Origin of the sequence: Nostoc sp. (assembly GCF_036919675.1) — a bacterium.
GTDB lineage: Bacteria > Cyanobacteriota > Cyanobacteriia > Cyanobacteriales > Nostocaceae > Nostoc.
Genome location: NZ_JBALCP010000129.1, coordinates 238,120 through 263,599, shown reverse-complemented (window position 1 = coordinate 263,599; position 25,480 = coordinate 238,120). Strand labels below are relative to the sequence as shown.

Annotated in this window: 17 protein-coding genes; 10 read left to right on the top strand and 7 right to left on the bottom strand. The window is 43.0% G+C overall.

Translation table 11 applies throughout. From position 1 onward, the window contains the following. Positions 1-642 precede the first annotated feature (642 nt). The 3 genes from gntT to V7K49_RS29385 all read left to right on the top strand — a co-directional run bounded on the left by gntT (position 643) and on the right by V7K49_RS29385 (position 2,870). A complete protein-coding gene (gene gntT, locus V7K49_RS29395) occupies positions 643-2,004 on the top strand; it encodes a guanitoxin biosynthesis MATE family efflux transporter GntT (protein WP_335208772.1) in 1,362 nt (453 codons plus the stop codon). A gap of 280 nt (positions 2,005-2,284) precedes the next feature. Then, positions 2,285-2,467, top strand: a complete 183-nt coding sequence (locus tag V7K49_RS29390) for a helix-turn-helix domain-containing protein (RefSeq protein WP_335208771.1) — start codon at positions 2,285-2,287, stop codon at positions 2,465-2,467. A gap of 43 nt (positions 2,468-2,510) precedes the next feature. Further along, complete coding sequence (locus V7K49_RS29385; RefSeq protein ID WP_334870496.1) at positions 2,511-2,870, top strand: DUF5895 domain-containing protein; 360 nt, start codon at positions 2,511-2,513, stop codon at positions 2,868-2,870. 178 nt (positions 2,871-3,048) lie between these two features. Here the strand turns inward: V7K49_RS29385 and V7K49_RS29380 are convergent, their stop codons facing one another. Then, entirely contained in the window at positions 3,049-4,449 is a 1,401-nt protein-coding gene (locus V7K49_RS29380; protein ID WP_335208769.1) for an AtzE family amidohydrolase, read from the bottom strand. A gap of 159 nt (positions 4,450-4,608) precedes the next feature. On the opposite strand from V7K49_RS29380, the gene V7K49_RS29375 reads away from it, so the two are divergent. Beyond that, on the top strand, positions 4,609-6,474 hold the full coding sequence (locus tag V7K49_RS29375) for a bifunctional serine/threonine-protein kinase/formylglycine-generating enzyme family protein (protein WP_335208780.1): 1,866 nt from the start codon (positions 4,609-4,611) through the stop codon (positions 6,472-6,474). Positions 6,475-6,525: 51 nt separating this feature from the next. Here V7K49_RS29375 and V7K49_RS29370 read toward each other — a convergent pair whose 3' ends face one another. Continuing rightward, the gene (locus tag V7K49_RS29370) at positions 6,526-6,714 is read right to left on the bottom strand and encodes a DUF4089 domain-containing protein (protein ID WP_335208768.1); all 189 of its coding nucleotides are present in this window, start codon (positions 6,712-6,714) and stop codon (positions 6,526-6,528) included. A gap of 79 nt (positions 6,715-6,793) precedes the next feature. Here V7K49_RS29370 and V7K49_RS29365 point away from each other — a divergent pair, with 79 nt between their 5' ends. The 3 genes from V7K49_RS29365 to V7K49_RS29355 all read left to right on the top strand — a co-directional run bounded on the left by V7K49_RS29365 (position 6,794) and on the right by V7K49_RS29355 (position 10,250). Further along, the gene (locus tag V7K49_RS29365; RefSeq protein ID WP_335208766.1) at positions 6,794-7,084 is read left to right on the top strand and encodes a glutaredoxin family protein; all 291 of its coding nucleotides are present in this window, start codon (positions 6,794-6,796) and stop codon (positions 7,082-7,084) included. Between the two features lie 53 nt (positions 7,085-7,137). After that, the gene (locus V7K49_RS29360; RefSeq protein WP_335208765.1) at positions 7,138-8,637 is read left to right on the top strand and encodes a UDP-N-acetylmuramoyl-L-alanyl-D-glutamate--2,6-diaminopimelate ligase; all 1,500 of its coding nucleotides are present in this window, start codon (positions 7,138-7,140) and stop codon (positions 8,635-8,637) included. Positions 8,638-8,816: 179 nt separating this feature from the next. Beyond that, entirely contained in the window at positions 8,817-10,250 is a 1,434-nt protein-coding gene (locus V7K49_RS29355; protein ID WP_334870486.1) for a DICT sensory domain-containing protein, read from the top strand. Between the two features lie 211 nt (positions 10,251-10,461). Here V7K49_RS29355 and V7K49_RS29350 read toward each other — a convergent pair whose 3' ends face one another. The 3 genes from V7K49_RS29350 to V7K49_RS29340 form a co-directional block, all read right to left on the bottom strand. Beyond that, positions 10,462-11,130, bottom strand: a complete 669-nt coding sequence (locus tag V7K49_RS29350) for an AIM24 family protein (RefSeq protein WP_335208764.1) — start codon at positions 11,128-11,130, stop codon at positions 10,462-10,464. Positions 11,131-11,365: 235 nt separating this feature from the next. After that, the gene (locus V7K49_RS29345) at positions 11,366-12,844 is read right to left on the bottom strand and encodes a sensor histidine kinase (RefSeq protein WP_335208762.1); all 1,479 of its coding nucleotides are present in this window, start codon (positions 12,842-12,844) and stop codon (positions 11,366-11,368) included. 197 nt (positions 12,845-13,041) lie between these two features. Next, complete coding sequence (locus tag V7K49_RS29340) at positions 13,042-14,760, bottom strand: sensor histidine kinase (RefSeq protein ID WP_335208761.1); 1,719 nt, start codon at positions 14,758-14,760, stop codon at positions 13,042-13,044. 220 nt (positions 14,761-14,980) lie between these two features. Here V7K49_RS29340 and V7K49_RS29335 point away from each other — a divergent pair, with 220 nt between their 5' ends. The 3 genes from V7K49_RS29335 (at position 14,981) to V7K49_RS29325 (ending at position 19,365) form a co-directional block, all read left to right on the top strand. After that, positions 14,981-15,802, top strand: coding sequence for an SDR family oxidoreductase (locus V7K49_RS29335; protein ID WP_298908346.1), 822 nt, complete (start codon positions 14,981-14,983; stop codon positions 15,800-15,802). A 554-nt stretch (positions 15,803-16,356) separates the two neighbouring features. Next, positions 16,357-18,261, top strand: a complete 1,905-nt coding sequence (dnaK, locus tag V7K49_RS29330; protein WP_334976361.1) for a molecular chaperone DnaK — start codon at positions 16,357-16,359, stop codon at positions 18,259-18,261. 468 nt (positions 18,262-18,729) lie between these two features. Further along, positions 18,730-19,365 carry an acetoacetate decarboxylase family protein gene (locus V7K49_RS29325; protein ID WP_335208760.1) on the top strand — a complete coding sequence of 212 codons (636 nt, stop codon included), beginning with the start codon at positions 18,730-18,732 and terminating at the stop codon, positions 19,363-19,365. 318 nt (positions 19,366-19,683) lie between these two features. Here V7K49_RS29325 and V7K49_RS29320 read toward each other — a convergent pair whose 3' ends face one another. Both V7K49_RS29320 and V7K49_RS29315 read right to left on the bottom strand, forming a co-directional pair. Continuing rightward, positions 19,684-23,442 carry a hypothetical protein gene (locus V7K49_RS29320; protein ID WP_335208759.1) on the bottom strand — a complete coding sequence of 1,253 codons (3,759 nt, stop codon included), beginning with the start codon at positions 23,440-23,442 and terminating at the stop codon, positions 19,684-19,686. Positions 23,443-23,550: 108 nt separating this feature from the next. Continuing rightward, positions 23,551-25,431: an ABC transporter ATP-binding protein gene (locus V7K49_RS29315; RefSeq protein ID WP_335208758.1), complete on the bottom strand. Its 1,881-nt coding sequence runs from the start codon at positions 25,429-25,431 to the stop codon at positions 23,551-23,553. Between the last annotated feature and the right edge of the window lie 49 nt (positions 25,432-25,480).

Below are 25,480 nucleotides of genomic sequence, written 5' to 3'. Positions count from 1 at the left end.
TGACCACTCTTCATCTGTTAAACTGCTTGAGTACATAAGTAATAAAAAATACTTTTAATCTCCCGGTACACCAGATCCCAAATGGGTTCTATACGGGCATTAAAAGCTGTAGTTCTTATTCCATATAGCGAGTAGCTTTTCTTAGTGCCATTCGATGCACAGTATGGACATTTCATCCCTTAATTATGCAACGCCTAATTTTTTAAGTTCCTTAAAATAGTTAGTAATTAGATAATACTCGCCAAAAATGAGAAGTAAGCTACATAATTCGTAATTAAATTAGTTTAGGATTTATTTACAACTAATTCAAGACCACCAATTTGACAATTTGGTGAGGCAGCATGGTCTTCTCACATTGGGAGAGGCTAGCGCCTGCCGTAGGATGCCCGTTCGCCGCAAGGCGTCCCGTTAGGGAAGGGCTGTAGCGGGTTTCACCTATGAGTGACTGCCGTTAGCGCAGCGGTAGCGACGTAGGAGCGTCACCCGTGGGGTGTGGTGAAACGCCTGAAAATTACAAATTAAGGTCTTCTCTACAAGACGCTTTACGTAGCAATATCCCCGTAGGGGTACGTAGTGGGGTGTAGCCCATTAGGAATTAGTAATTAGTTAAATAGCTCAATCGCATCAGCTAACCGATTCCAAATGTTAGTAAATAATGATTTGCAAGACCGATGGATTCCTCGCTATTTTAGATTAGCGATCGCTAACATGCTCTCCAATCTAATGGTGCCACTGTCTGGAATGGTTAGCGTTTCCTTTTTAGGGCACTTGCAAGACATTCGTCATTTAGCTGGCGTTGCACTGGCGACGGTTGTGTTTAATTACTTCTATCGAGCATTGAATTTTTTGCGTCTCTCTGTCACCGGCACGACTGCCCAGGCGACTGGAAGAAATGATCAAGCGGAAGTGCTGCTGCTAGGCTTACGGAATGTTTTAATTGCCCTCGGCTTGGGATTTGCTGTTTTGCTCCTGCAATACCCACTGCGAGAGTTGGGGTTTATTGTCTTGAACAATACTCCAGAGGTAAAAGCGGCTGCGGTGGACTACTTCAACACGCGGATTTGGGGTGTACCTGCGGTTCTGGTGAATATGGTGCTGTTTGGCTGGCTGATGGGGCGTGAACAGAGCCAGAAAGTCTTAGTATTGTCAGTTTTTGGCAACGTCGTCAACATCATCTTGAGTTACCAAATGATTATGCGAGCAGGTTTGGAAAGCATGGGAGCAGGCTTGGCACAAGCTCTGAGCCAATTTCTGATGATGATGCTAGGACTAATTTGGGTGAAGAGTGAAATCCAGTGGCAGGAAATCCGTGCCGTCGCGCCTCAGCTTTGGGACAAATCTGCCTGGAATGAGACTTTTGCCCTGAGTCGGGATCTCTTTATGCGGACACTGGCGATCGGGTTTACCTTTTGGGCTTTTACTAATCTGTTTGCTGGGATGGGAAGAATCGCCTTTGCGGAAAATGTCTTGCTGATTGAGTTCATGACGCTAGGAATTCAAATACTCAATGGCTTGTCTTATGCAACAGAAACCTTGACGGGCAACTTTCATGCCACAAAGGAGCAGGGGCAGATGGTGCCACTGCTTGGCGTTTCTATAGGCGTGACTCTGATGTTTGCAGTCATCATGTCCCTTACCTGCATCCTGTTTCCGCAAACCGTATTTGGACTACTCACAAATCATACGGAAATAACCACCCAAATCGATCCCTACATTCCCTGGCTAATGAGTGTGCTGGGGCTGTATGCGTTTGCCGTCTCAATTGAAGCTTATTTCTTTGGTTTGGCAGAAGGATTAATCCTCCGCAATGCGGCTTTTATCGCAACTGGGTTAGGGTTTATTCCTACAGCAGCCCTCGCTTGGAAGTTGCAGAGTGCCCATCTGTTATGGTTGGCGATGTCTTTGTTCATAGTGACTAGAATTGCAGTGCAGGGAATTCAGATCCCTAGAACCTTGAAACTAGCGGCAGAGGATATTCCTCCTGCTGAAAAGACTCAATGCTAGTAAATCGAAGGCTTAATTTTTCCATTTTACAATCACCTGATTCACAGCATCGTAAACGATTATATAGCAATCCTAAATGAGTCGTGAAAATCTCCGATTCCTCTCTCTGCGCTCTCTGCGCCTCTGCGGTTAATTTATTTTTTTCCTCTACCTCCTCAAATTATTTTCCCGGCTTATTAGTGTGGATATCCCATAAAGAATCTGACTTTTCACGGGATGTGGATTCATGTCATTTTGAGGGTTTTCCAAGCCTTGATTTTTGCGTTAGCTATTTTCATGAATGAGCCCAATTCAGTATCAGAAGCGTCTCCGTTTGCTAGAGGCACGGCACCTGATGACCGATGAAGGTGAAACCGCCGAGAGTTCGGCCTTTAAGGTAGGGTACAATAGCGCATCACAATTCAGTCGAGAATATTCACGGATGTTCGGCAACTCTCCTTTACGGGATGCAATGAAAATTTAAAAAACCGGTCATCCCATTCATCAAATTTAGTGTGTGGCTTGATATGCCAATTGAGGACGACCTAACTATTGTCACCCTAACTGAAGATGTTACTGGACTCTTAATTACTCAAGCACGGTTACTAGTTTTAGCTTTTGTACCAGAATATATCCGTTATAAATCAGATGTTGAAGATTGTGGTGGTTCTTTTGTTGGGCTTTATGATGAATACAAACATAACCTTGACAAGAAAACAATGGATGTGTGTTCAGAACATGTACTGATGTTTCTGGATGAGGATAATCAACCTCTGCATACTACTCCTGTCGTTGTCCGCTTTAAAAATGTAGCTCTCTGGAGTTTTAAGTCAGTGCGTGAGGAGTTTTACCGTTTTTTGGAGAAAACCTTTGCTGACTATTTCTAAGTGCCATTTAGCAGCACAAGCGATAGGTGGCGTAGCTTAGGAGTGTTGGAAGTTGAGTTCAAAGCTGTCAAAGAGGGCAAAGGTAAGAATAAACACGGCTGTTGTAAAACTGTAGCTTATACCAAACCCACCATTGGAAATCTGTAATTTTTACAACTCAAATAGGATTGCTATAGCTTTAGTTGAGAGCGTTGAAAATCACTGGTGCTGAAACTACACCCTTTGCCTCCAACGCAGCTGCAACCCGTAAAATTAACGCTTCATTATATGGTGCTGCTATCAATTGCACACCTAAAGGTAAGGCATTTGGGCGCTGAATTGGTACTGATAAAACTGGTAAACCAATAAAAGATAATGGTTGAGTAAATAGCCCTAAATGAGGACGGACAAGAATTTCTTCCCCATCCAAAATCATGGTTTGTTCACCAATTAGCGGTGCGGAAATTGGTGTCGTTGGGGCAAGAATCACATCGACATTTTGCAACACTTCCCGAACGCGATCGCGGTACCATTTTCTAAACCGTTGGGCTTGGAGATACCAGTTACTTGGAATTAACGCCCCAGCCAAAAAGCGATCGCGTGTCGCTGGATCAAAATCCTGGGGACGCGATCGCAATTTTTCAAAATGCAGATTTGCGCCCTCGCTAGCTGTAATCACAAAAGCTGCTGCCCGGGCGCGGTGTGCTTCTGGTATCGTTACGTATTCAGTGACTTTTATTGCATCAGCTACCTTTTGGACTGCTGCTAAAGCTTCCGATTCTGCACCTTTGGTGAAATAATCAGCTGCAATCGCAATTCTGATACCAGAAATATCTTGCTTGAGTTGTGATAAAACCAATTCAGGCGGACGCTTTGTACAAATTGGATCGCGATCGTCTTCTCCCTGAAGCAGATCAAACACCGTAGCAATATCCTGCACCGAACGCGCAAAAGGGCCAATGTGGTCAAAACTGCTAGATAATAAAGCTACCCCAGCCCGAGACAAGCGTCCATAAGTTGGTTTAAAACCGAAAACGCCACACAACGCCGCCGGAACGCGAATTGAACCATTAGTATCAGAACCCAGCGTCAGGGGTACTAATCCAGCAGCAACAGCCGCCGCCGAACCACCGGATGAACCACCAGCAACTCGCTGTAAATCATGGGGGTTGTGAGTAGTACCGTAATGGAAATTTTCTGTCACAAACCCATAGGCGTACTCATCCATATTCAAAGCGCCAACCAGCACAGCACCCGCTTGTTTCAGCTTCATTACTGCGGTTGCATCTTGGGTAGCTGCTGGGTTTTCTGCATTGATTTTTGACCCCGCCAGAGTCGTTAAACCAGCGATATCAAAGAGATTTTTCACCGCAAAAGGCACACCAGCAAGTATTCCAGGATTATTACCTTGGGCAATTTCCCTGTCAATACGGGCTGCATCTGTTAAAGCTGTCTTGGCAGTCACAGCCGTAAAACAGTTGAGTTGATGATCCCGCGCTGCTATTTGTGCTAACGCAGCCTTGGTAACTTCCACCGCGCTTACTTTGCCTTCACGTACAGCAGCAGCTATTGTTATGGCATCGGCTGAATCAAAATTCATGCTGGAATATTAAGAGATAGGGCATTTAGCTGATTACATCTTAAGAAGGATATTATACAGAAAACTTGGTATAATACGTGGAGTTGATTGGTCAGATGCACTTAGTAACAATTATGCTCAAATTCATCAGATTTCTAGGAGTCTAACATTGTTGTGGGCATGCTGGTTGGACGCTACGAAATTATTCGAGAATTGGGTGGCGGCGGCTTTGCGATTACCTTTCTAGCAAAGGATTATCTACAACCCAGTCAGCCGTTATGTGTTGTCAAGCAATTGCGTCCTGAACATAATGAGCCTCGGATTGTAGAGTTTTTTGAAACAGAAGCGACTGTTCTGGAAAAGTTGGGTAAATATTCCCAAATTCCTCAATTATTAGCGCATTTTAGAGAAAATAAGAACCTTTATATTGTTCAAGAGTTTATCGAAGGACATGACCTAAAGCAAGAAATCATTCCAGGTAAGCAGTTAAGTGAAGGTTATGTCACTAAGCTATTACAAGATGTTTTGGAAGTTTTGTCCTTCGTACATAATCAGCAGGTAATTCACCGCGACATCAAGCCGGAGAATTTGATGCGACGGCATCGGGATGGGAAGATTTTTCTGATTGACTTTGGGGCAGTCAAGGAACTTGGCGCTCTGATAGTAAATGTAGAAGGTAAAGTCACTTCTAGTGTGATCATAGGTACTCCTGGCTATATGCCTAATGAGCAAAAGAATGCTAAACCCATATTTGCTAGTGATATATATGCCTTGGGAGTGACGGTGATTCAAGCATTGACGGGTATTTCGGCAGTGGACTTTGAAGAGGATGCCAAAACAGGTGAAATTCTCTGGCGTCATAAAGCACAGGTAAGCAAGCATCTAGCTAATGTGTTAAGCAAGATGGTGCGTCGTCATTACAGTTTACGCTACGCCAACGCAACCGAAGTGCTACAAGACCTTTCAAAAAAACTGCCTCCACCGCCAACACGACCACAACAACCAGTTAACTGGTCGCGGCGCAGAGTTATTCAAACTCTGGGGTTAATGGGAGCTAGTTTTAGCTTTGCAATTCTGGTTGAGAAACTCTTGCTCAACAACTCTGCCCAGAAAAAAGCTTTGCCATCAACCTCATCTATTCCCGCAAATAATATTCCAGTACCGTCCCCGAATGAGACTCCAGCATTACCCGATAAAAGTGTAAATCCTAAGGAATTTGCTTTAAAAACCTTCCAGTTTGAAGTCATAAAGGTAGATAAGCAAGGAAACAGCACCACAATCAGTCCTGGTCAGGCAAATTTTTTTATAGAAGACCTTGGTAACGCTAACACACTGGAGATGGTAGAAATTCCTGGCGGTCAGTTTCTCATGGGTTCACCACTAACAGAAAAAGAGCGAAACCCCAATGAGGGGCCGCAGCATCCGATGACCGTTAAACCTTTTCTCATGGGTAAATTTACGGTCACTCAAGAACAGTATCAAGCAGTTATGGGCAACAACCCCTCTAACTTCCAAGGGGCTAAACGACCTGTCGAACAAGTAAGTTGGAAGGATGCAGTCGATTTTTGTCAAAAGCTGTCGCTCATGACTGGCAAGAGCTATCGTTTACCCACCGAGGCAGAGTGGGAGTATGCAGCTCGGGCTGCAACGACTACCCCATTCTATTTTGGTGAGACGATTACGACCGAGATAGCTAACTATAATGGCGAGTCTTATGGTTCTGCTCCCCAAGGTGAAAATCGTCAGGAGACTGTGGATGTTGGTAGTTTACCTGCGAACGCTTTTGGTTTATATGAGATGCATGGTAATGTCTGGGAATGGTGCCAAGACAAATACCACAATGATTACCGTGGAATGCCTGCTGATGGAAGTGCTTGGGTAAGTGGAAATAATAATCCTTGGCTGCTGCGGGGTGGTTCATGGTTCAGTCAGTCAAGCGTCTGCCGTTCATCTGCCCGTTTAGACGGAAGCAATTCGGATGTAGCGCCCGACTTCGGTTTTCGGGTGGTTTGCACACTTCTAAAAGGTTTTGTTGCACCCAATTAGCAAAGGAACCTCAAACCCCTCACAGACTGGCATTTCAACTAAAGTTAGCTATTATGGTTCAAATATAGGTGCAGCTTCAATTTCTTCAGCCAAAGGAAACTCATTAACAAGATTAGCGATCGCCCTAATTCTCTCAAAATTTGCCACCACCCCATCACGATACTCATCTCTTAGCTGCAAATCCAACAACAACGCCATTTGATCAACATACTCACCCACATTAAACCCTTCTCTTCTCATCTCTCTTCCTTGGCCTCCTTGGCGTCTTGGCGGTTCGTTATTCTAAACTTATAACCTCTTGCCGCAACTCAAATAAACAATGCGATTAATCTTATACAGTAAACCCGGCTGTCATTTATGTGAAGGCTTGCAGGAAAAGCTAGAACAAATCCAAAATCTCAGTTTCGAGTTGGAAATTAGGGATATTACGACTCGTGAAGATTGGTTTGCTGCGTATCAGTATGAGGTGCCAGTAGTTTATTTATCGAACCACAGAGACGCAGAGGACGCAGAGGAAGAAAAGGGGAGTGAGAAACTATTGCCGCGTCCTTCTCCTCGTGCTAGTGTGCAGCAGTTGGAGCAAATGTTACGTAAGTATTTAGCCAATTAGAAAAAAATAATGCAGAATAAGCCCAAGATTAAGAATGTGACGAGGTTCACAAGATGAAATTGCGGGAATTACTAACAGCGGTAGATAGTGTTGAGCAATTGCCTAGCCATCCGATGGAGGATGTGGAAGTTAGAGGTTTGAAGACGAATTCCCATGTTTGTATTGTGGGAGATTTGTTTATTGGGATGCCAGGAGGACGGGTTGATGGTGGGGATTTTTGGCAAAGTGCGATCGCATCAGGGGCTGTAGCTGCGATCGTCTCCCCGGAAGCAGCACAGAAAAATCCTCCCACAAATCAGGCTGTGGTGATCAGTGCAAGTAACATAACTCAAGCTTGTGCCCAGATAGCTAGTGCTTTTTACGGTTATCCGGGACAAAAACTCAAGCTGGTGGGTGTAACTGGTACAAATGGCAAAACTACAACTACTCATCTAATTGAATTTCTGCTGATCAAAGCTAATCTAGCTACAGCTTTGATGGGAACTCTCTATACTCGTTGGGCAGGTTTTGAGCAAACTGCTGCCTACACTACGCCCTTCGCCGTGGAACTGCAACAGCAGCTAAGAGAAGCTATAAATGCTGGTAGTGAGTTCGGGGTGATGGAAGTAAGTTCCCACGCTTTGGCCCAAGGTAGAGTGTTGGGTTGTCAATTTGAAGTAGCGGTGTTCAGTAATCTTACTCAAGACCATCTCGACTATCACAGCGACATGGAAGATTACTTTGCAGCCAAAGCGTTGTTATTTAGCCCTGATTATCTCAAGGGACGGGCAATAATTAATGCTGATGATTCCTACGGGAAGCGGTTAATTGCCTCGTTGGATTCCGAACGGGTTTGGAGTTACAGTGTCAACGACAATAGCGCTGATTTATGGATGAGTGATTTAAGTTACCAGCCGAATGGTGTCAGTGGTACATTACATACACCTCATAGTGACGTGGCTTTTCGATCGCCCCTAGTTGGACAATATAATTTAGAAAATCTTCTAGCAGCCGCAGGAGCAGTTTTACACTTAGGGCTAGATTTGCAGTTACTCGCATCTGTGATCCCTGAATTTCCGGGAGTTCCTGGACGGATGGAACGGGTAGAGATTAGTCCTGACCAAGATATTAGCGTGATTGTGGATTATGCCCACACACCTGATAGTTTGGAAAATTTGCTGAAAGCAGCACGTCCGTTTATACCTGGTAAAGTGATTTGCGTATTTGGTTGTGGCGGCGATCGCGATCGCACTAAGCGCCCAAAAATGGGTAAAATTGCTGCTGAATTAGCAGACATAGCCGTGGTGACATCGGATAATCCCCGGACTGAAGACCCAGAACGGATTTTGAAAGATGTTTTGGCGGGAATTGCTGACACAGTGCAGCCAACTGTAATTTGCGATCGAGCGATCGCAATTCGGACTGCTATTTTACAAGCACAACCAGGTGATGGAGTCTTGCTTGCTGGTAAAGGTCACGAAGACTACCAAATTCTCGGTACTGAGAAAATCCATTTTGATGACCGAGAACACGCACGCGACGCTTTACACCAAAGACTGAACATACAAGCCTAATTACAAGTAGGGTAGCACAGCTAGCTGTACTACCCTAAAATGTGTATTCCACAAAATTAAAATCGCCCATAATTCAAGTTCATGTTTTTTTTCCATGCAGATTTTGTAAAAAATGCACACATAAAGGTGAAAATCGAAGACAGAATTATTTCTTGCTTCATCCTTTTTGTGCTTGACTCATGAACGTTTCTCTAGCTAAGGATCTGTCTGTTTATCAACTGGTTATGGGAGTGCAAGTGCCTCCAAAACCATTGTCGCTCAGTCCTGCTACTCTGCTATCACTGGTGAGAGCACAAATTGACTTACTAATTGAGCAGCAAATTGCAGCCACTTTATGGGTGAAGCTACCACCAGAAAAAATTTGGCAATCAGAATTAGCGCGTTATCAATCCTCCGTAGGTGCATCTAGTTTCATTTATACTTGCCAGATTGACGAGAGTGGGAAAGGGAGAGATGGGGAAGCAGGGGAAGAAAATACCCCTTCATCCCCTTATGATGTCCCCGTTCACCTACCACCAGATAGCCAACTGCGACGCGAAAACTTTCTGATGGTGTTATCGCCCCAGTTTTGCAGTTTAATTTTGGCTTATCGACCACTTAAAAAACGCAAAAATCAGACATCGGGGAAGGTAAATACTAATAAAAACCAGCCGTTGCTAATTATAACTACTGTCGAGGGGAGAGTAATTCAGCAAATATTAAATGGTATCCAACAAGCGATTGCGCCAGAATCATCCCCAATACCGATTGATTTTATTTGTCCAACTGCGCCCCAAGCCGCACTGATGAATCAACTGTTTACAAAACAACTCCTGCGACAAGATGAAATTAATCGTCAAATCATCACAGCCCGCACTACCAAGTTGCAGCAGCTAAATCAAGAATTGCACAACAAAGACCAACTCCAAGATGAATATCTGAATAATCTATGTCACGAACTGCGTACACCCCTGACGCATATGAAGACAGCACTTTCGTTATTGAATTCCCCTAATCTCAAACCCCCGCAGCGACAACGTTATTTACAGATGTTAAATACCCAGTGCGATCACCAAAATTCCCTAATTACTGGTTTATTGGAACTGGTGCAGATGGAACGTAATTTAGAAGGGACGGCTTTAGAGTCAGTGCGGCTCTCAGATATTGTACCTGGAGTAGTCAGTACCTACCAACCTGTAGCCCAAGAAAAAGGGATCATGGTAGCCTACACCGTACCCACTGAACTTCCATCTATTTGGTGTGTGAGTGGTGGGCTGAGGCAGATTGTGATTAATCTGCTGCACAACAGCATTAAGTTTACTCCCAATGGAGGTCAAGTATGGGTGCGTGCCCGGATTCAAGGCGATTATGTCCAATTAGAATTCCGCGACACAGGTATCGGTATTGCTGAAAACGAAATTCCCAAAATCTTTGACCGGTTTTATCGGGTGCGTACAGCAGCAACTGAAAATTATGGAGGTGCTGGGTTGGGGTTAACAATTGTACAGCAATTGCTGCTGCGCTGTGGCGGATCTATTTCTGTAAAAAGTAAATTATATGAAGGTTCCACATTTACAGTGCAACTGGCAACTGTTGGCAATACCTCAAGAGCGATCGCAATAGAAAATGAGTGATGAGTTATGATTATCCCCTGAGTTAACTTTGTGGTGCTATCCAATTTTGCCTTTATCTAAAATTAACTAGAAAACAGCATCACAAACTTTGGCATAATCTCTCTGGCTCAGAAAGTTAATAAAAGGAATTAAAATTTTAAAAAAATCTAATTAGTTGAATTGTGAATAATTAGTTTTTAATTCCTTGTTTTCCCAAGCTTACTAATGATTCTTAGCTACAAGTTTTTGGTAGCGCGGCAGAAATTTGGCGGAGCATCATGACTTGCCAATAAGGTACAGGAGTTAGCAATACAGTACCAGTTCCCTCAAAACTATTGACGAGAAACTCACCAGAAGCCATTGAACCTAAAAAAGATTTGGTAGCTTTTTCAACGCGATAAGTTAAGGTATTTGTACGAGCGATTGCAAAATTTCCATCGACGACTAATCGGTCATTTCGTAAATTTATTACTTCTACAGGGCCTTGTGCTACCATCACCACTGTACCCCTGCCTTTAACTTTTGTTTGAAACAAGCCCTCGCCACCAACTAAGCCTGATAAAAATTTATTTTGTTCAATTCCTACTTCTACGGTACTATCACTAGCCCAATAAGCGCCACTATCTAAAATCCATTCACTACCGTCTAATTCTAGGATGTGATATCCCGATAAAGAAGGCTCTAAATATAATTCACCTGTACCTGTATATGTAGGACGGAAAATGTTTTCTCCCGTGGCTAGGGATTTTAAAAACCCACCTGCTGAAGGGGCTTTAGATTTCATCTGGATGTTACCACGTATATAGTACATAGCACCAGATTCAGTCCTGACTGTTTCGTTTTGCAAAGTTACCTTGACTAAACGTAAACTTTCTCGTTCAATTACTTCAAAACTTGCCATATTTTCCTTTTGATTTTTGCAAATAATGTATGCTTGGCTCCTAGCCAGAATTTACATCCATTTTTGGCATCTATTTTTACATATGGCAAGTCAGAGAAATTTAATTACTATTTAATTTAACGTAAGTTCGACGGGTCTATTGTGTTCGCAGAAATTAACGTGAGTTCGACGGGTTACACCATTTCACTTTAATACTGAGCGTAGCCGAAGTCCAAAATCCAAAATTGATTGACTCCTAGCTTTTAGTTCCTGACTTGTGCTTATTGCTAACTTCTAAAGGCAGGAAAATCGTCAAAACTTCCCCATAATGTGGACGCTGGCGTACAATCAGTTTGCCACCGATCGCCTGAAACAAATGCTTGGTTGCGGCGATATTCAAACTAATCGTACCCGTTTCTGGTTGGAACATCAGCAATTGACCAAGTGCTTTGCGAATTGGTGGCGTTCCAGGTGTGGCAGCTTTATTGGAATCTTTGCACCTGAATTGGGGCGATAATTGTAACTTCAGTTGATCTCCAGCCGGAATAACTTGTACTTGAATATGGCTACCAGCAGGTAAGCTGCGAGTGAAATTCTCTATCAACCCACTGAGTACCTGATCCAGCATCGTGGGATTGCTTACCACTGTTGGTAATTGCTGGGGTAAAATAACATTTAAAGTTAAGTTCCGCCGATGCGCTGCTTGTTCCCAACGGGGAATGCTCTGTTGCAACACCTGATCTAAAGACATCGGCGTGAGTTGAGTTTTTGAGGATTTTACTGAGGCAGTAGTTTCCAGTTCTGCTGCCTTAAACAGCAACTCCATGCGGTCAATTTGCTCGGTACACTCGTGATCGATAATTTTTAAGCGATTAATCACGCTGCCATCTAAGTCTCGCCGCTTCAGCAGCAAACGAGTCATGGTGCGAATAGTTGTTAAAGGTGTGCGGACTTCGTGAGCGAAGGCTTGGAGCAATTCCACATCAGGATTTGGGGATTGGGCATTAGGGAAAACTCTGCTCCCCTGCTCAAGAGCTTCTTCCCCAGTCCCTAGTAAAGAGTCCCTAGTCTCTTCTACTTCTGTTAATTCCTGAAGCAACAATTGGCTAAACTCAAGCACGACACGGCAATCTGGTGCTACCGGGGAATACTGTTGGACTAATGCATCCAGGCGGGCAAAAAATTCTGGATTAGCCAGCATTACCCTTGCTCCTAGCGATCGCCAAGCCTGCTGCACTACTTCTGGCTCAAAAGAAAATGAAAAGGTTTTTTTACCGTTTTTGTGTGTCGCTAAAACTAGTACTAATCTAAATTTATCTGTGAAAACTAAGCAAAACTGTTCTGCCCCTAGCGGATCGGCAGGTAATAAAGGAAGTACTGATTCATGGGGAGCAATTTCTTCATTTACAGACGCGTTGATGTAGTCCGCCGCAGGCATCGCATCTGGCATCTGAAATGGCATTAGTGCCAAGGGGTTAAATGGTTTGGCCGTAAAAGTTACAGTCTGTAAACTTTGAGTCAGTTTTGGCTGACTAAATAAGGGTGCTGGTGCAGCTAAAACTAATCCTTGGGTTATGTTTCTTGAACCACCTGCTAAAGTATTTAATAGCAAATGTTCTGTCGCTGCGAGGCTGACACGCCACTGCCGGTCTGCTTTAGCAGGTGAAGATTCAGCTACACTTGATTGATTTTCAGCCAAGATTTCGCTCAGGCTTGGCAATATCCATTCGTACACAGGTTTTCACCCCTTAATTCAAGAGCGACTAACAGCGTCTAGGTAGACATTTCACTACTACTTAAGAGGTTATAGCTATTTGTGTACTGATGACAGTGGTAGAACCGAACAATTCGAGCGCAATTTCCCCTCTAAGTGCGATGTCTACGACGGGCTACGCCTACGCAGTTATATTATGGGCTGAAAAACACTTGCACTTACCCTGTTACCCGATCATGGCGATCGCTGATTGATAATTGTGCTGATTTCCCGACTCGAATCGGGATTGCAATTACAAACTCTGCACCCTGTCCCGGTAATGAAATGCATTGCAAAGATCCACCATGCTTTTCAGTAATTATCTGGTAGCTGATTGATAATCCCATACCAGTCCCTTTACCAATTGGTTTCGTGGTGAAAAAAGGGTCAAATAAACGCGACTGGATTTCTTCTGGAATTCCTGCTCCATTATCAGCAATCCGAATCACGGCATTTTCATTTACCTGTTCAGAAAAAATACGAATCAAGGGATTTGGACAGAGTTCTTTTTGGAAACCCTCTTCTAAAGCATCGATTGCATTTGCCAAGAGGTTCATAAATACCTGATTCATTTGCCCTGCAAAACACTGGATTTGAGGAATTTCACCATATTCTTTGACTACTTGAATTTGAGGGCGATTATTTTGTGCTTTGATTCGGTGTTGCAAAATTAACAGTGTACTGTCGATTCCTTCATGGAGATCAGCTGTTTTAAATTCAGCTTCATCCAAACGAGAGAAAATTCGTAGACTGAAGACAATTTCCCGGATGCGTCTAGCCCCCATCTTCATTGAGGTTAATATTTTAGGTAAATCTTCTGTTAGGTACTCAATATCTGCTTCTTCGTTAGCACTTTTAATTTCTGGCTCTGGGTAGGGATAATAATTTTGATAAAGCTTAATTAATTGCAGCAGCTGTTGAGTGTAATCATCAGCGTGTTGGAGGTTGCCGTAGATAAAATTAACCGGATTGTTGATTTCATGGGCAACTCCCGCCACTAGTTGACCCAGACTCGACATTTTTTCTGATTGAATTAATTGGATTTGAGTTTTTTGCAGGTTTTTTAGAGCTTGCTGAAGCTCTGCTTCTGCCTGCTGGCGCTCGGTAATTTCGTCTCGTAATTGTTCGTTAGCATTGACCAACTCATCTCTGGAATGTTGCAGATCGTCCGCCATTTTGTTGAACGAGGTAGCTAACTCACCAATCTCATCCTGGGAGCGAATACTAACTCTGGTATCCAGTTTACCTTCAGCCAGATTCACCACAGCTTGCTGGAGTTGTTTAATCGGTTTTGAGATGCTTCTAGAGATTAAATAGCCTGCTGATAATGCCAGTATGCCACATCCCAAACTAATAACCGACGTGACAACAATATTTTTATGGGCTGTTGCTAGCGCTGCTTTGTAAAGTGGTGTATATTCCAAAATTACTGCACCAATCGTTTCACCGTTGCTAGTCTTAAAAGCAACAGCAATCAATTGAATCCCCTTTGGGTATTCAGAACTGGTCTCAACATAGGTTCTTGGTATACCATCGTGAATAGTTTTACCAACTTCATTATTGCGATCGTGATCTAATCGCGTACCGATGTCTTCCGAAACTACATCTGCCAGAATAATTTTATTGCGGTCTACAATCTCCAGATCACGTTGACGTTGCTTGTGTAGTGCTTGAACATTCTCTTGCAACTGGGCTAGCATCTGATCTCGCGATCGCATATTCTGGGACTCAAGCTCATGACTTATGAAATATCCCAGTAGTCCAGCAACTTCTTCAGCCTCTTGTTCAGCAAGATACTTAGCTATATTTAATTGCTGATTGGCACTAATTGCACCAATAGTTCCTGAGAGAGTAGCCATTCCTAGAATACCCGAAATTAATTTTTGGCTAATTTTCATTGCTTGCTCGAAACCTCAAGTGCTGGCTACTGTGCTGATTTAGTTTTAGGGAGTTTGCCCTGATTCTAAAATTCCCAGTTGTCAGCCTGTAAGCTACAGAATTAACAGCCATTAGCAAAATTTTTAATCTGGGTCTATTTTTGCGATGTGCCGCAGCTGTGCCCGTCGTAGACATCGCATTTTTTAGTAAATTAGCAATAGACTATCTCAAAAACACTTTATGACTTCTTTTGAAACTTCAGTTAAAGATTTGGTACTAGTTGCTGGTGCCACTGGTGGAGTGGGGCAACTGGTGGTAGGCAAGCTGCTAGAAAAGGGTTTGAAAGTTCGCGTGCTGACACGCAATGCTGCAAAAGCTGAAGAGATGTTTAACCAGAGAGTGGAAATTGCCGTTGGTGACATCCGCCAGCCAGCTACACTGCCAGCCGCAATGCCAGATGTCACCCACATCATAAATTGTACTGGAACCACTGCCTTTCCTTCTACGAAATGGGAGTTTGACCAATCCCCGAACTTGCTTGAATGGGGAACAATTTTTCTTAACCCCCAATCTAGTCAGGCAAAGGCAAAGAATAGTCCGGCAAAGGTCGATGCCCAAGGTGTAAGCAACCTAGTGGCAGCAGCACCCCGGAATTTGAAGCGATTCGTTTTCGTCTCTTCTTGTGGGATTCTCCGTAAAGATAAGTTTCCTTTTAGTATTCTTAATGCTTTTGGCGTCTTGGATGCCAAACAAAAGGGCGAGGAGTCCATTATTAATTCTGGATTACCCTACACTGTTATCCGCGCAGGACGCCTCATTGACGGTCCCTATACCTCATACGACCTCAATACCCTCCTGAAGGCAAAAACAGGGGGTAAATACGGTGTGGTAGTAGGTACAGGGGATACACTTTCGGGTGATGCCAGCCGGATTGACGTAGCCAGCGCTTGTGTGGAATGCCTTTTTCAGCCAAGTAGTGCTAGGAAAATTTTTGAACTCGTCAACCAAGGACAAAGACCACCTGTGATTGATTGGGAAACTCTTTTCTCTAGGCTTGAGTGAGTGCTGTTAGCGGATAGCTATGGTTGAGCCAGTGCTGAGTAATATTTTATCCAATGCCCCATACAACTCTTGGAGAGGCTACGCTCAGGACAAGCTCAGTACAAGTGCCCCATGCCCAATCCCCAAATATTGCCGATTATACGTAATTAAGAAAGCGATCGCGCCTTTTAATCTCGTTCTATCCTCAGTGCTTTTGTAATTTATTACCTCTAAAGACGGCAAACACCACTCTGCCGTTACGGTTCACCCTAATTACTGAAAGTATTAATTCTCATACATTAGACAAAGAGAAGGAAATCAATCCATGAACCAACTAAAAAAACTATTTAGTTAGTTTAACCGTCCTAAGCAAGGTTCGGGAAACCACCCTTCATGGACTGGCTACCACTAAGCTTCAGTATATATATCAGCATAGTCTGGAGTTTTAACCCCAGGAAAGCCAAACCAAAGGTCTTCATGCTGAACTGGCTGATTTATTGACCCTGTTGGTTCAAAATTTAGTCCTTTATATTCTCATTCATTCATTTGTAGTTATACGGAGCCAGCACCTAAAAATGGCAAAAGTAGTTGGAATTGACTTAGGAACAACGAACTCCTGCGTGGCAGTGATGGAAGGTGGTAAACCCACAGTAATTGCTAATGCTGAAGGTTTTCGGACAACGCCATCAGTGGTCGCATTTGCGAAAAATGGTGACAACTTGGTTGGTCAAATCGCCAAACGCCAAGCGGTGATGAACCCCGAAAATACGTTTTACTCAGTCAAACGCTTTATCGGACGCCGCTACGACGAAGTTAGTAACGAAGCTACGGAAGTTTCTTACAAAGTCCTCAGCAGCAACGGCAATGTTAAATTAGATTGTCCTATAGTTGGTAAACCGTTTGCTCCGGAAGAAATTTCTGCAAAAGTTCTTCGCAAACTAGTTGAAGATGCCAGCAAATACCTGGGCGAAACCGTAACCCAAGCTGTAATCACCGTTCCGGCATACTTTAACGACTCCCAACGGCAAGCGACAAAAGACGCTGGTAAAATTGCAGGTATTGAAGTTCTGCGGATTATCAACGAGCCTACCGCTGCTTCTCTGGCATATGGATTTGACAAGAAGAGTAACGAAACCATTCTCGTTTTTGACCTTGGTGGTGGTACCTTCGACGTATCTGTGCTGGAAGTAGGAGATGGAGTATTTGAAGTACTAGCCACATCTGGTGATACCCACCTTGGCGGTGACGACTTCGATAAAAAAATAGTTGACTTCTTAGCTGAGAAGTTCAAGAAAGCCGAAGGCATTGAGCTGCGGAAAGACAAACAAGCCTTACAGCGTCTGACGGAAGCCGCAGAAAAAGCCAAAATTGAGCTTTCTAGCGTTACCCAAGCAGAAATGAACCTGCCATTTATCACCGCTACCCAGGATGGGCCCAAGCACCTGGATACAACCCTGACTCGCGCCCAGTTTGAAGAACTTTGCTCTGACTTAATTGACCGTTGCCGTATTCCTGTGCAAAACGCTCTTCGGGATGCCAAGTTAAACAAAGGCGATATTGATGAAGTGGTGTTAGTTGGTGGTTCTACCCGCATTCCCGCAGTCCAACAGATTGTGAAGCAGGTATTGGGTAAAGACCCCAACCAAAGCGTCAACCCTGATGAAGTCGTAGCAGTTGGTGCAGCCATTCAAGCCGGGGTACTGGCTGGTGATGTAACTGGCATCTTGCTGTTAGATGTGACACCGCTATCTTTGGGTGTAGAAACCTTAGGCGGCGTGATGACCAAAATTATCCCCCGCAACACGACAATTCCCACCAAAAAATCTGAAGTCTTCTCCACCGCAGTGGATGGTCAAACCAACGTAGAAATTCACGTCCTCCAAGGTGAACGCGAATTCTCTAACGATAACAAGAGCTTGGGAACCTTCCGCCTCGATGGTATTCCTGCTGCACCACGTGGTGTTCCTCAAATTGAAGTGGTGTTCGACATTGATGCCAACGGTATCCTTAACGTCACCGCTAAGGACAAGGGTACTGCTAAAGAACAGTCCATCAGTATAACTGGTGCTTCCACCCTGGATAAAACTGACGTTGACCGGATGGTAAGAGAAGCTGAACAAAACGCTTCATCTGACAAAGAACGGCGTGAGAAGATTGAACGCAAGAACCAAGCCGACTCCTTAGCATACCAAGCCGAGAAGCAGCTACAAGAATTGGGCGATAAAGTTCCCGCTGCTGATAAGACCAAAGTCGAAGGTTTGGTGAAAGAAGTGCGGGAAGCAGTTGCTAAAGACGACGATGAGCAAATCAAGAAGCTCACTCCAGAATTGCAACAAGCGCTATTCGCTGTTGGTAGCAATATCTATCAACAAGCTGGTGGCGGTGCTACACCAGGGACTGAACCTCAAGATAGCGGTTCCACATCTAGCTCTGGTAGCGGCGACGATGTGATTGACGCTGATTTTACAGAGAGCAAATAATTCCCCTACCTCTTTTGGGAAGATTATTTTGTCCCACCTCATATTTCCCACCCAGGCAAATGTCTGGGTGGGGATTTTTTTATGTGCCGATTTGCTAATAGATAATGGTAGGACTTACGCAAAAATCGCCAAAAAGCTTAATTTCTCGAACCACCTTCTCTGCGAGAGGCTTTGCCAACGCGCAGCGTCTCGTAGAGAAGAATCGTAGAGGCTGCGTAAGTCCTAAATGGATTAGAACTTACACAAAAATCGCCAAAAAGCTTAATTTCTCGAACCGCCAAGGCCCAACTCTTGGAGACACTACGTGAACGCCTCTGGTCTGGCACAGAAGAGAAGAAATCGTAGAGTCTGCGTAAGTCCTATGGGTGATAAGTAGAGCAAAAGTTAAAGGATAAAAAGCAAAAGTAAAAATTTGTACTTTTTACTTTCTCAATCCAAAATCCAAAATTTAAAATCTAAAATCGTTCTATGCCATATCCACAAGCACCTTGGACACTTCAAGGCTACGCTATCCAAACTCTGCATTTGGTAAATATTGACCGAGTGCGCCCCTTGATTCCCTTAGAGTTAAAAATTCTTTCTGTATGGCCTGGTAAAACCCTCGCTAGCGTGTATTTATCTAATTACCGGTCAGGCTCGGTACTGGAGTACAGTGAGTTAATTATTGCCCCCGCTTTGGTTAATTACCAGAGCAAAATCGGCGCTTGGATTTCTCACATTTATGTAGATAATGCTGATTCAGTGGCTGGTGGTCGAGAAATTTGGGGACTACCGAAGGAACCAGCTGAGTTTACCTGGGAACAAGGAGAGCGTGTTACTGTGCATCAGGAAAACCGGAAGCTGTGTAGTCTTAGCTATAATCGGCAGAGCTTGGCATGGCGACAATGGTTAAGTGCCTCTACTTTCAGCGCCAAGGGTGCTGATTTGCTAATATTCCCTGCTGAATTTGAGTCTGTATTAGGTTTGATTAGTTCTAAGTTAGAAATCCCCGCCGAAAGTCCTTTTTCTGGAATAGGTTTAGGTCAGCCTTGGTTAACTGTGCGTTGTGAGCAGATGAGTCTACGGGTGGATGCGCCAAAAGTGGTAGGTCAGATGGGTATCTAGTACACTGTGGCGTCAGTTTGCCTACCTTTAACAAGGGGCAAAAGCCCCTTGGCTTGTCTGGCTCCTTGTCTAGTTAATTGAGAGATCAAAACTTACAATGATCTGGGTAAAATAAATTAAGGAAGAACGTCGGAGCATGGTTGCTAAATGGATAGTTGCGAACTAGCGATCGCACCCTGGAGATAGATGATTTCAGCACGTCTACAGGTTTTCTGAAAGTGCCAGTAGTGTTGTATATCGAACACTTACCTTGCTAAATGCGATCGCAGTCTTACCATTAAAATGCGATCGCACTGATTATACTCTAAAATTGCTCTTTCACTTTTGGTTGTAGATGTCGTCACAGAGATAGCGATCGCTTTCTGCTTTCGGGTTATTCTTCAAATAATCATGTGCCACATCACAACCGCGTTTGAGAAGTTGATTTAAGTCAAAATCCCAAACCGAAATTTCATCACCGCCAGATGCAATACTCTTACCATCTGGACTAAAACTGACATCATTGCTACCAAAGCGATCGTAAGTTGACAGTAAAGTACCATCAATGCTCCAGAGTTTCACTTTTGTCCCCCCAGCTGAAGCAATCATCTTGCCATCTGGGCTGAAACTGACGCTGGTAATCGGCTCATCACCGCTTAAAGTTGCTAAACTTTTATTATTTTTGCTATCTACACTCCAGAGTTTTATGGTGTTATCTTGACTGGCTGAGGCAATAGTTTTATTATCTGGGCTGAAACTTACACTTGTTACCTTGTTACCATGCTCCTCAAAAGATTTAATTACTTTGCCATCGGGTTGCCAGACTTTGACAGTTTTATCATCACTCGCTGATGCAATTAGTTTACCATCTGGGCTAAAACTTACACTGTTAACCTTATTTTTATGTCCAGTGAAAGTATAGAAAAGAGTACCATCACGCCGCCAAACTTTCACAGTGTTGTCATCACTTGCTGAAGCAATCATCCCATTTTTGGGGCTGATACTCAAACTGTTTACCCAATTTTTATGCCCTGGCAAAGTCTTTAATAGTTGAGGTTGCTTGCCTGATTGTTCGGGAAGCTGCCAGAGTTTTAGTACGTCATAACTCCAAGAAATTGCTATTTTATTGCTATTAGGGATAGTTTCTATCTTTTCAAATCGATTATTTTCTCCATTAATAGTATTTAAAAGTTTTACTTCTGCCTTCGTCTTACTATTAATTCCCCAGAATTGCACTTTATTATTATTAGTGCGGATAGCTAGGGTTTGACTATCTGAACTGAAACTTAGAATGGGCTTTTTATTGCAAAAAGTATCATCACCAAACTGCTCAATACTTTTATCAGAAAGACACGGGAAAGTTTTGAGGAAAGTCCCGTCAATCCGCCAGAGTTCTACGTTACCAAAATCTGTGTATATAACTAATATTTGACCGTCTGGGCTGAACCTAACATTGAATGAATCATTATTGCTCAAATTTACTTTTTCACTTTTTACTTGAATAGTTCTAATTTGTGTGCCATCACGCTTCCAAAGGTTTAATTTATTATCACCTTCAACAGTGACCAAAGTCTGATAATCATGACTTAAACTTTTTAGAGTTTTATTAAAAATTGATATAAGAGAGCCATTACGCTTCCAAAAATATAGTATATTATCATAATAATTAAAACTAACTATTATCTGACTATCAGGGGTAAAACCTGAGACTCTGATATAGGGGCTTTTGTCCTTGTTCTGAAGCTTTGCCAGGAAAGTGCCATCCATGCGCCATAATTCTAGTGTCCCCTCAGCTTCATTTGGCTCTGAATTGTTAATAGCTATTATCTCCCCATCAGGGCTAAAATTTACTGACATTTCCTGATCATATTTCAGACTCTTAATTAATTTACCATCCCTCCCTATAAATTTTACAGTGTTATCGCTGTCCAAAATAGCCAACGTTTTGCTATTACGACTGAAACCGATATTTTGGATATCACCATTCAAGCTGGTAATAAGTTTTCCATTCACGTGCCAAAATTTAATAGTCTTATTCTCACTAGCTGTGACAAGAGTTTTTTCATCTGGACTGAAGCTAATATTAGATACTTTATTAAGGTCATTAAGACTGGTAATAAGTGTTCCATCCAGTCGCCAGAGTTTAATAGTTTTATCTTCACTAGCTGTGGCAATAATTTCTCCATTTGGACTGAAGCTAATCTGATATACCTTATCTTTATGACCTGAGAGAATTTTAATCAACTTGCCATCACTTGAGGATAGTTCTACAGTATTATTATTTCTTACTACAGCAATTGTTCGTCCATCGAGGCTGAAACTACCATCAAGAAATTTACCTTGGTAACTTTTGATAAAAGTACCATCCTGCTGCCAAAGTTGCAATGTATTAAGCTGACTGGCAGAAACTAATTTTTGACTATCGGCACTGAAACTAATTTTCGATTTATTTTCTGGCAAGGTTATCTTCAGAGTGCCATCACGCTCCCAAAGTTTTACTTCACTATTATTAACAGAGGAAACTATCTGACCATTGGGACTGAAACTAACCTCATTAACCTCATTAACATCATTTCTCTTAGAGGTTTGGAACTTTCTGCTTTCCAGACTCCAAAGTTTTACAGTTTTGTCCTCACTTCCAGAAGCAAGCATTTTACCATCTGGGCTGATGCTAACAGTAGTAACTGTATTTCTATGTCCTGTCAAATCAAAGTCAAATGTGTTTCCAGTGTCAATCTGTAAAATTGATGCGTATATAATTTGCCTGGAGAAGCTAGTGATGTAAATAGTCTGACCGTCACGGCTAAAAACTAAACTTTTACTCCTACTATACGGACTATACGGAAAACGAAGCAACTTAAGGAGAGAGCCGTCACGACGCCTTAGTGTAATATAAACACTATTTTGTACAACAATAGTTTGACCATCAGGGCTAAAACTGACGATCTGACCTCCGTCATTCAATGTTTTGATTTCTTTACCATCTAAACTCCATAATTTCATCATCTCATTACTAACAGAAGCAATTATCTTGCCATCGGGGCTAAAGTTGACACTGTTAATGCTATCCTTGTGTCCCCTGAAGGTTTTGATTTCTGTGCCGTCCAAATTCCAAAGTTTTAAAGTTGTGTCCTTACTCCCAGAAATCACTTTCTGACCATTGGGGCTAAAGCTAAAAGTAGTAATCTCGTCTTCATGTCCTTTGAAGATGGCAATTTTTTTACCTTTTAAACTCCACAATTTGAGAGTTTTATCTTCACTCGCAGAAAGTAACTTTTGACTATCGGGACTAAAACCAAGGCTAGTAATTTTCTTTTCGTGGGCTTTAAAATCTTTGATTTTTTTGCCATTCCGATTCCAAATTATCACCACGCCGTCTGCACTACCAGACGCTATCATCTTACCGTCAGGACTAAAACTAACGCTGGTCACACTATCAACATGACCTAAATATTCTCTTAATTTGTTGCGAAGTTCAGGGCTATTTTTGGCTTTGGCTGTAATCTTGCCAATGCCTAGTGCCACCACTGATACTCCTTCTTTCTCATTTGCTTTCAGTTCTCCAATACCTGGAATTTTCGCTTCAGCGGCAAACTTGCCCTCAGTACTCGCAGAAACCTTACCAATGCCAGGAATTGATGCTTCGGCAGAAACTTCAACTTCTGTCATCAATAGTTTAGCGGCTCCTTGAAGTATTTTCTTCAGACCTTGGGGTTCAGGAATTTCCAGTTTTTCTAAGCTATCGAGACTTTCACTAACTCGGCGAGCTACGCTCAATAAAATATCACTGATATCGACATCACCCATTTCCAGGTCTTGACTGGACTCAAAATATACCACATGGAAATCTGCTTGCTCTAATTCTGCTTTCAGTCTGAGCAATTCTGTAGATTTGCCGCAGCCGATGTGTCCTGTAAATAATTCGCAGGTAGTCCCTTCAGGTGAAAAAAATGTGATATTCTCCTTTAACTCCTCAATGATCCTGCCACCGCGCACTGAAGAAAAATCAATATAGTACTTTCGATCCTCAGCATTTTCCACAGCCAAGGTCTTGCTAGGGTTGCAAGCTTGGTAAAACTTCTGTAAATCCAGTTTCATTAACTACCTCACAACAAGGCTTTTCTTTATTGTCAACACAAACCCTGTTACATATTCCGCAAAATTAAGTCATTTTTGTAATAAATGTGAGTTTTTGCCATCTCTGGTCTAAGTTCCCAACATCTGCAAGTTATGTAAAGTAGCGTAAAGCCCTCCCTGTTGCAGTAGTTGCTCATGACTTCCCTGCTCGATTAATTCCCCCCGCTTCAGAACAAAAATCCGGTCTACATTGCGAATCGTAGACAAGCGGTGAGCGATAATAATCGCGGTACGTCTGAGCAAAAGCTCGTTTAATGCCTCTTGAACTAAAGCTTCTGTGCCAACATCTAAACTAGCAGTAGCTTCATCTAGTACCAAAATTTGGGGATTGCGAATGGCAGCCCGCGCAAAGGCTAAAAGTTGCTTTTGACCACTAGAAATATTTGTACCCCGTTCTCGAAGTTGAGTATCATACCCTTGGGGTAGTTCTTCTATAAACTGGGCAACATTGGTTTGCTCTGCTGCTTGTTGAATCTGTTCAACAGTATAGCCATCTCCTAAAGAAATGTTGCTTTTAACATCGCCAGCAAACAAAAAGCCTTCTTGGAAAATTACTGCCATGTAGCGCCGCAATTCTGCCTGTGGTACCTCCCGAATATCGATACCATCGATGAGAATGCGTCCTTGGGTGGGTTCGTAGAGGCGGCACAAAAGACGGATGATTGATGTTTTACCCGCACCTGTGGGGCCGACTAATGCCACTTTTTCACCAGGATGAATGGTGAAATCTAAGTCTTTAATTACGTAATCATCATTTTTGTAAGCAAACCAGACGTGATCAAAGCGAATTTCTCCCAGTTCAGGCGGGGAAGTCAGGTCTGGGGATTCTAGATTTGCAACTATCTCATCTATATAGCCGAATTTAGCATCAAATATTGAGAAGCGCACATTGGCGCGATCGCGGATTTCTATCGGTTCATCTAATATATCGCCTACGCGTTCAATGGCAGTGAAACCAGCTTGAATTACCGTAAATTTTTCCGCAAAATCCCTTAAAGGGTCAAATAATCGCTGGGCATACAATATGAACGCAGATAAAGTTCCAAAAGTCAAGCTTTTTCCCAATAGTAACCAACCACCTACCAACAAAACAGCTGCGATCGCAATCAGACCAATCCATTCCAAGGTTGCTGAAATAAATGAATCATAAAAGATGGTTTGATCCATTTGCTGAGTGTATTGACTGTTCGTGGCGCGAAACAATTTGGCATTGAATTTTTCCCTGCGGAACAACTGCACCACGTTAATGCCGAGGACATTTTCTTGTAGCTGTGAGTTCAGGGTAGAAAGTTCTTCCCGTCCTTTGTAGTTGGCTTTGCGGTACTGTTGCTGAATGTAAACAATTAACCAGGTAACTGGTAACAACATCAATAGCAGCAAGCAAGTGAGTTGCCATTGGATGGAAAACATTAAACCCAAAATCACCAGCATGGAAAACAAATTGGACACAATGCCAATTGCCCCAGTAGAAAAGACATCACCTAACACTTCCACATCGCTGGTGATTCTGGTGATTAATTTACCTACGGGCGTGCGGTCAAAAAAGCGTACAGCTAAAGATGTCACATGCTGGAATAAGTCTTGGCGAATTGCTGCGGTGATTTCTTGCCCTAACTTCTGGACTAGATAACCCTGGTAGCCTGTCAAAATCAATCGGATTGCGATCGAAATTACCAATAATCCCTCCAGGATATTTAGCCCTTGCGACAAGGGGCGATTCCTGAGAAATTCGTAAGTGCTTGGTTCATTGCGAATTAGGGAGATAGTTTGGCCAATCAACAGTGGTTGGATGGCATTAGCTAGCGCGATCGGTATGAGTAGGCACATCGACAGCGTCAACAGTCCTCCGCTACGACGGGCATAAGGCACTAAACGCAAAAACAACCGCCAGTCATTTTCACTGCGACGATGTTGCGTATAAGATTTTTTGAGAGATTGGTAGATGCTCATAGTAAGAGCATTATATTAATGTTTGCAAAAAAAAAATACGCTTGTTTAA

Coding starts and splice junctions, on each gene's coding strand:
- V7K49_RS29370 (WP_335208768.1), bottom strand. CDS start 6,714: ATGAGAAGAGAAGGGTTTAATGTGGGTGAGTATGTTGATCAAATGGCG.
- V7K49_RS29360 (WP_335208765.1), top strand. CDS start 7,138: ATGAAATTGCGGGAATTACTAACAGCGGTAGATAGTGTTGAGCAATTG.
- V7K49_RS29375 (WP_335208780.1), top strand. CDS start 4,609: ATGCTGGTTGGACGCTACGAAATTATTCGAGAATTGGGTGGCGGCGGC.
- V7K49_RS29325 (WP_335208760.1), top strand. CDS start 18,730: ATGCCATATCCACAAGCACCTTGGACACTTCAAGGCTACGCTATCCAA.
- V7K49_RS29385 (WP_334870496.1), top strand. CDS start 2,511: ATGCCAATTGAGGACGACCTAACTATTGTCACCCTAACTGAAGATGTT.
- V7K49_RS29335 (WP_298908346.1), top strand. CDS start 14,981: ATGACTTCTTTTGAAACTTCAGTTAAAGATTTGGTACTAGTTGCTGGT.
- V7K49_RS29350 (WP_335208764.1), bottom strand. CDS start 11,130: ATGGCAAGTTTTGAAGTAATTGAACGAGAAAGTTTACGTTTAGTCAAG.
- gntT (WP_335208772.1), top strand. CDS start 643: ATGTTAGTAAATAATGATTTGCAAGACCGATGGATTCCTCGCTATTTT.
- V7K49_RS29380 (WP_335208769.1), bottom strand. CDS start 4,449: ATGAATTTTGATTCAGCCGATGCCATAACAATAGCTGCTGCTGTACGT.
- V7K49_RS29315 (WP_335208758.1), bottom strand. CDS start 25,431: ATGAGCATCTACCAATCTCTCAAAAAATCTTATACGCAACATCGTCGC.
- dnaK (WP_334976361.1), top strand. CDS start 16,357: ATGGCAAAAGTAGTTGGAATTGACTTAGGAACAACGAACTCCTGCGTG.
- V7K49_RS29340 (WP_335208761.1), bottom strand. CDS start 14,760: ATGAAAATTAGCCAAAAATTAATTTCGGGTATTCTAGGAATGGCTACT.
- V7K49_RS29390 (WP_335208771.1), top strand. CDS start 2,285: ATGAGCCCAATTCAGTATCAGAAGCGTCTCCGTTTGCTAGAGGCACGG.
- V7K49_RS29320 (WP_335208759.1), bottom strand. CDS start 23,442: ATGAAACTGGATTTACAGAAGTTTTACCAAGCTTGCAACCCTAGCAAG.
- V7K49_RS29365 (WP_335208766.1), top strand. CDS start 6,794: ATGCGATTAATCTTATACAGTAAACCCGGCTGTCATTTATGTGAAGGC.
- V7K49_RS29355 (WP_334870486.1), top strand. CDS start 8,817: ATGAACGTTTCTCTAGCTAAGGATCTGTCTGTTTATCAACTGGTTATG.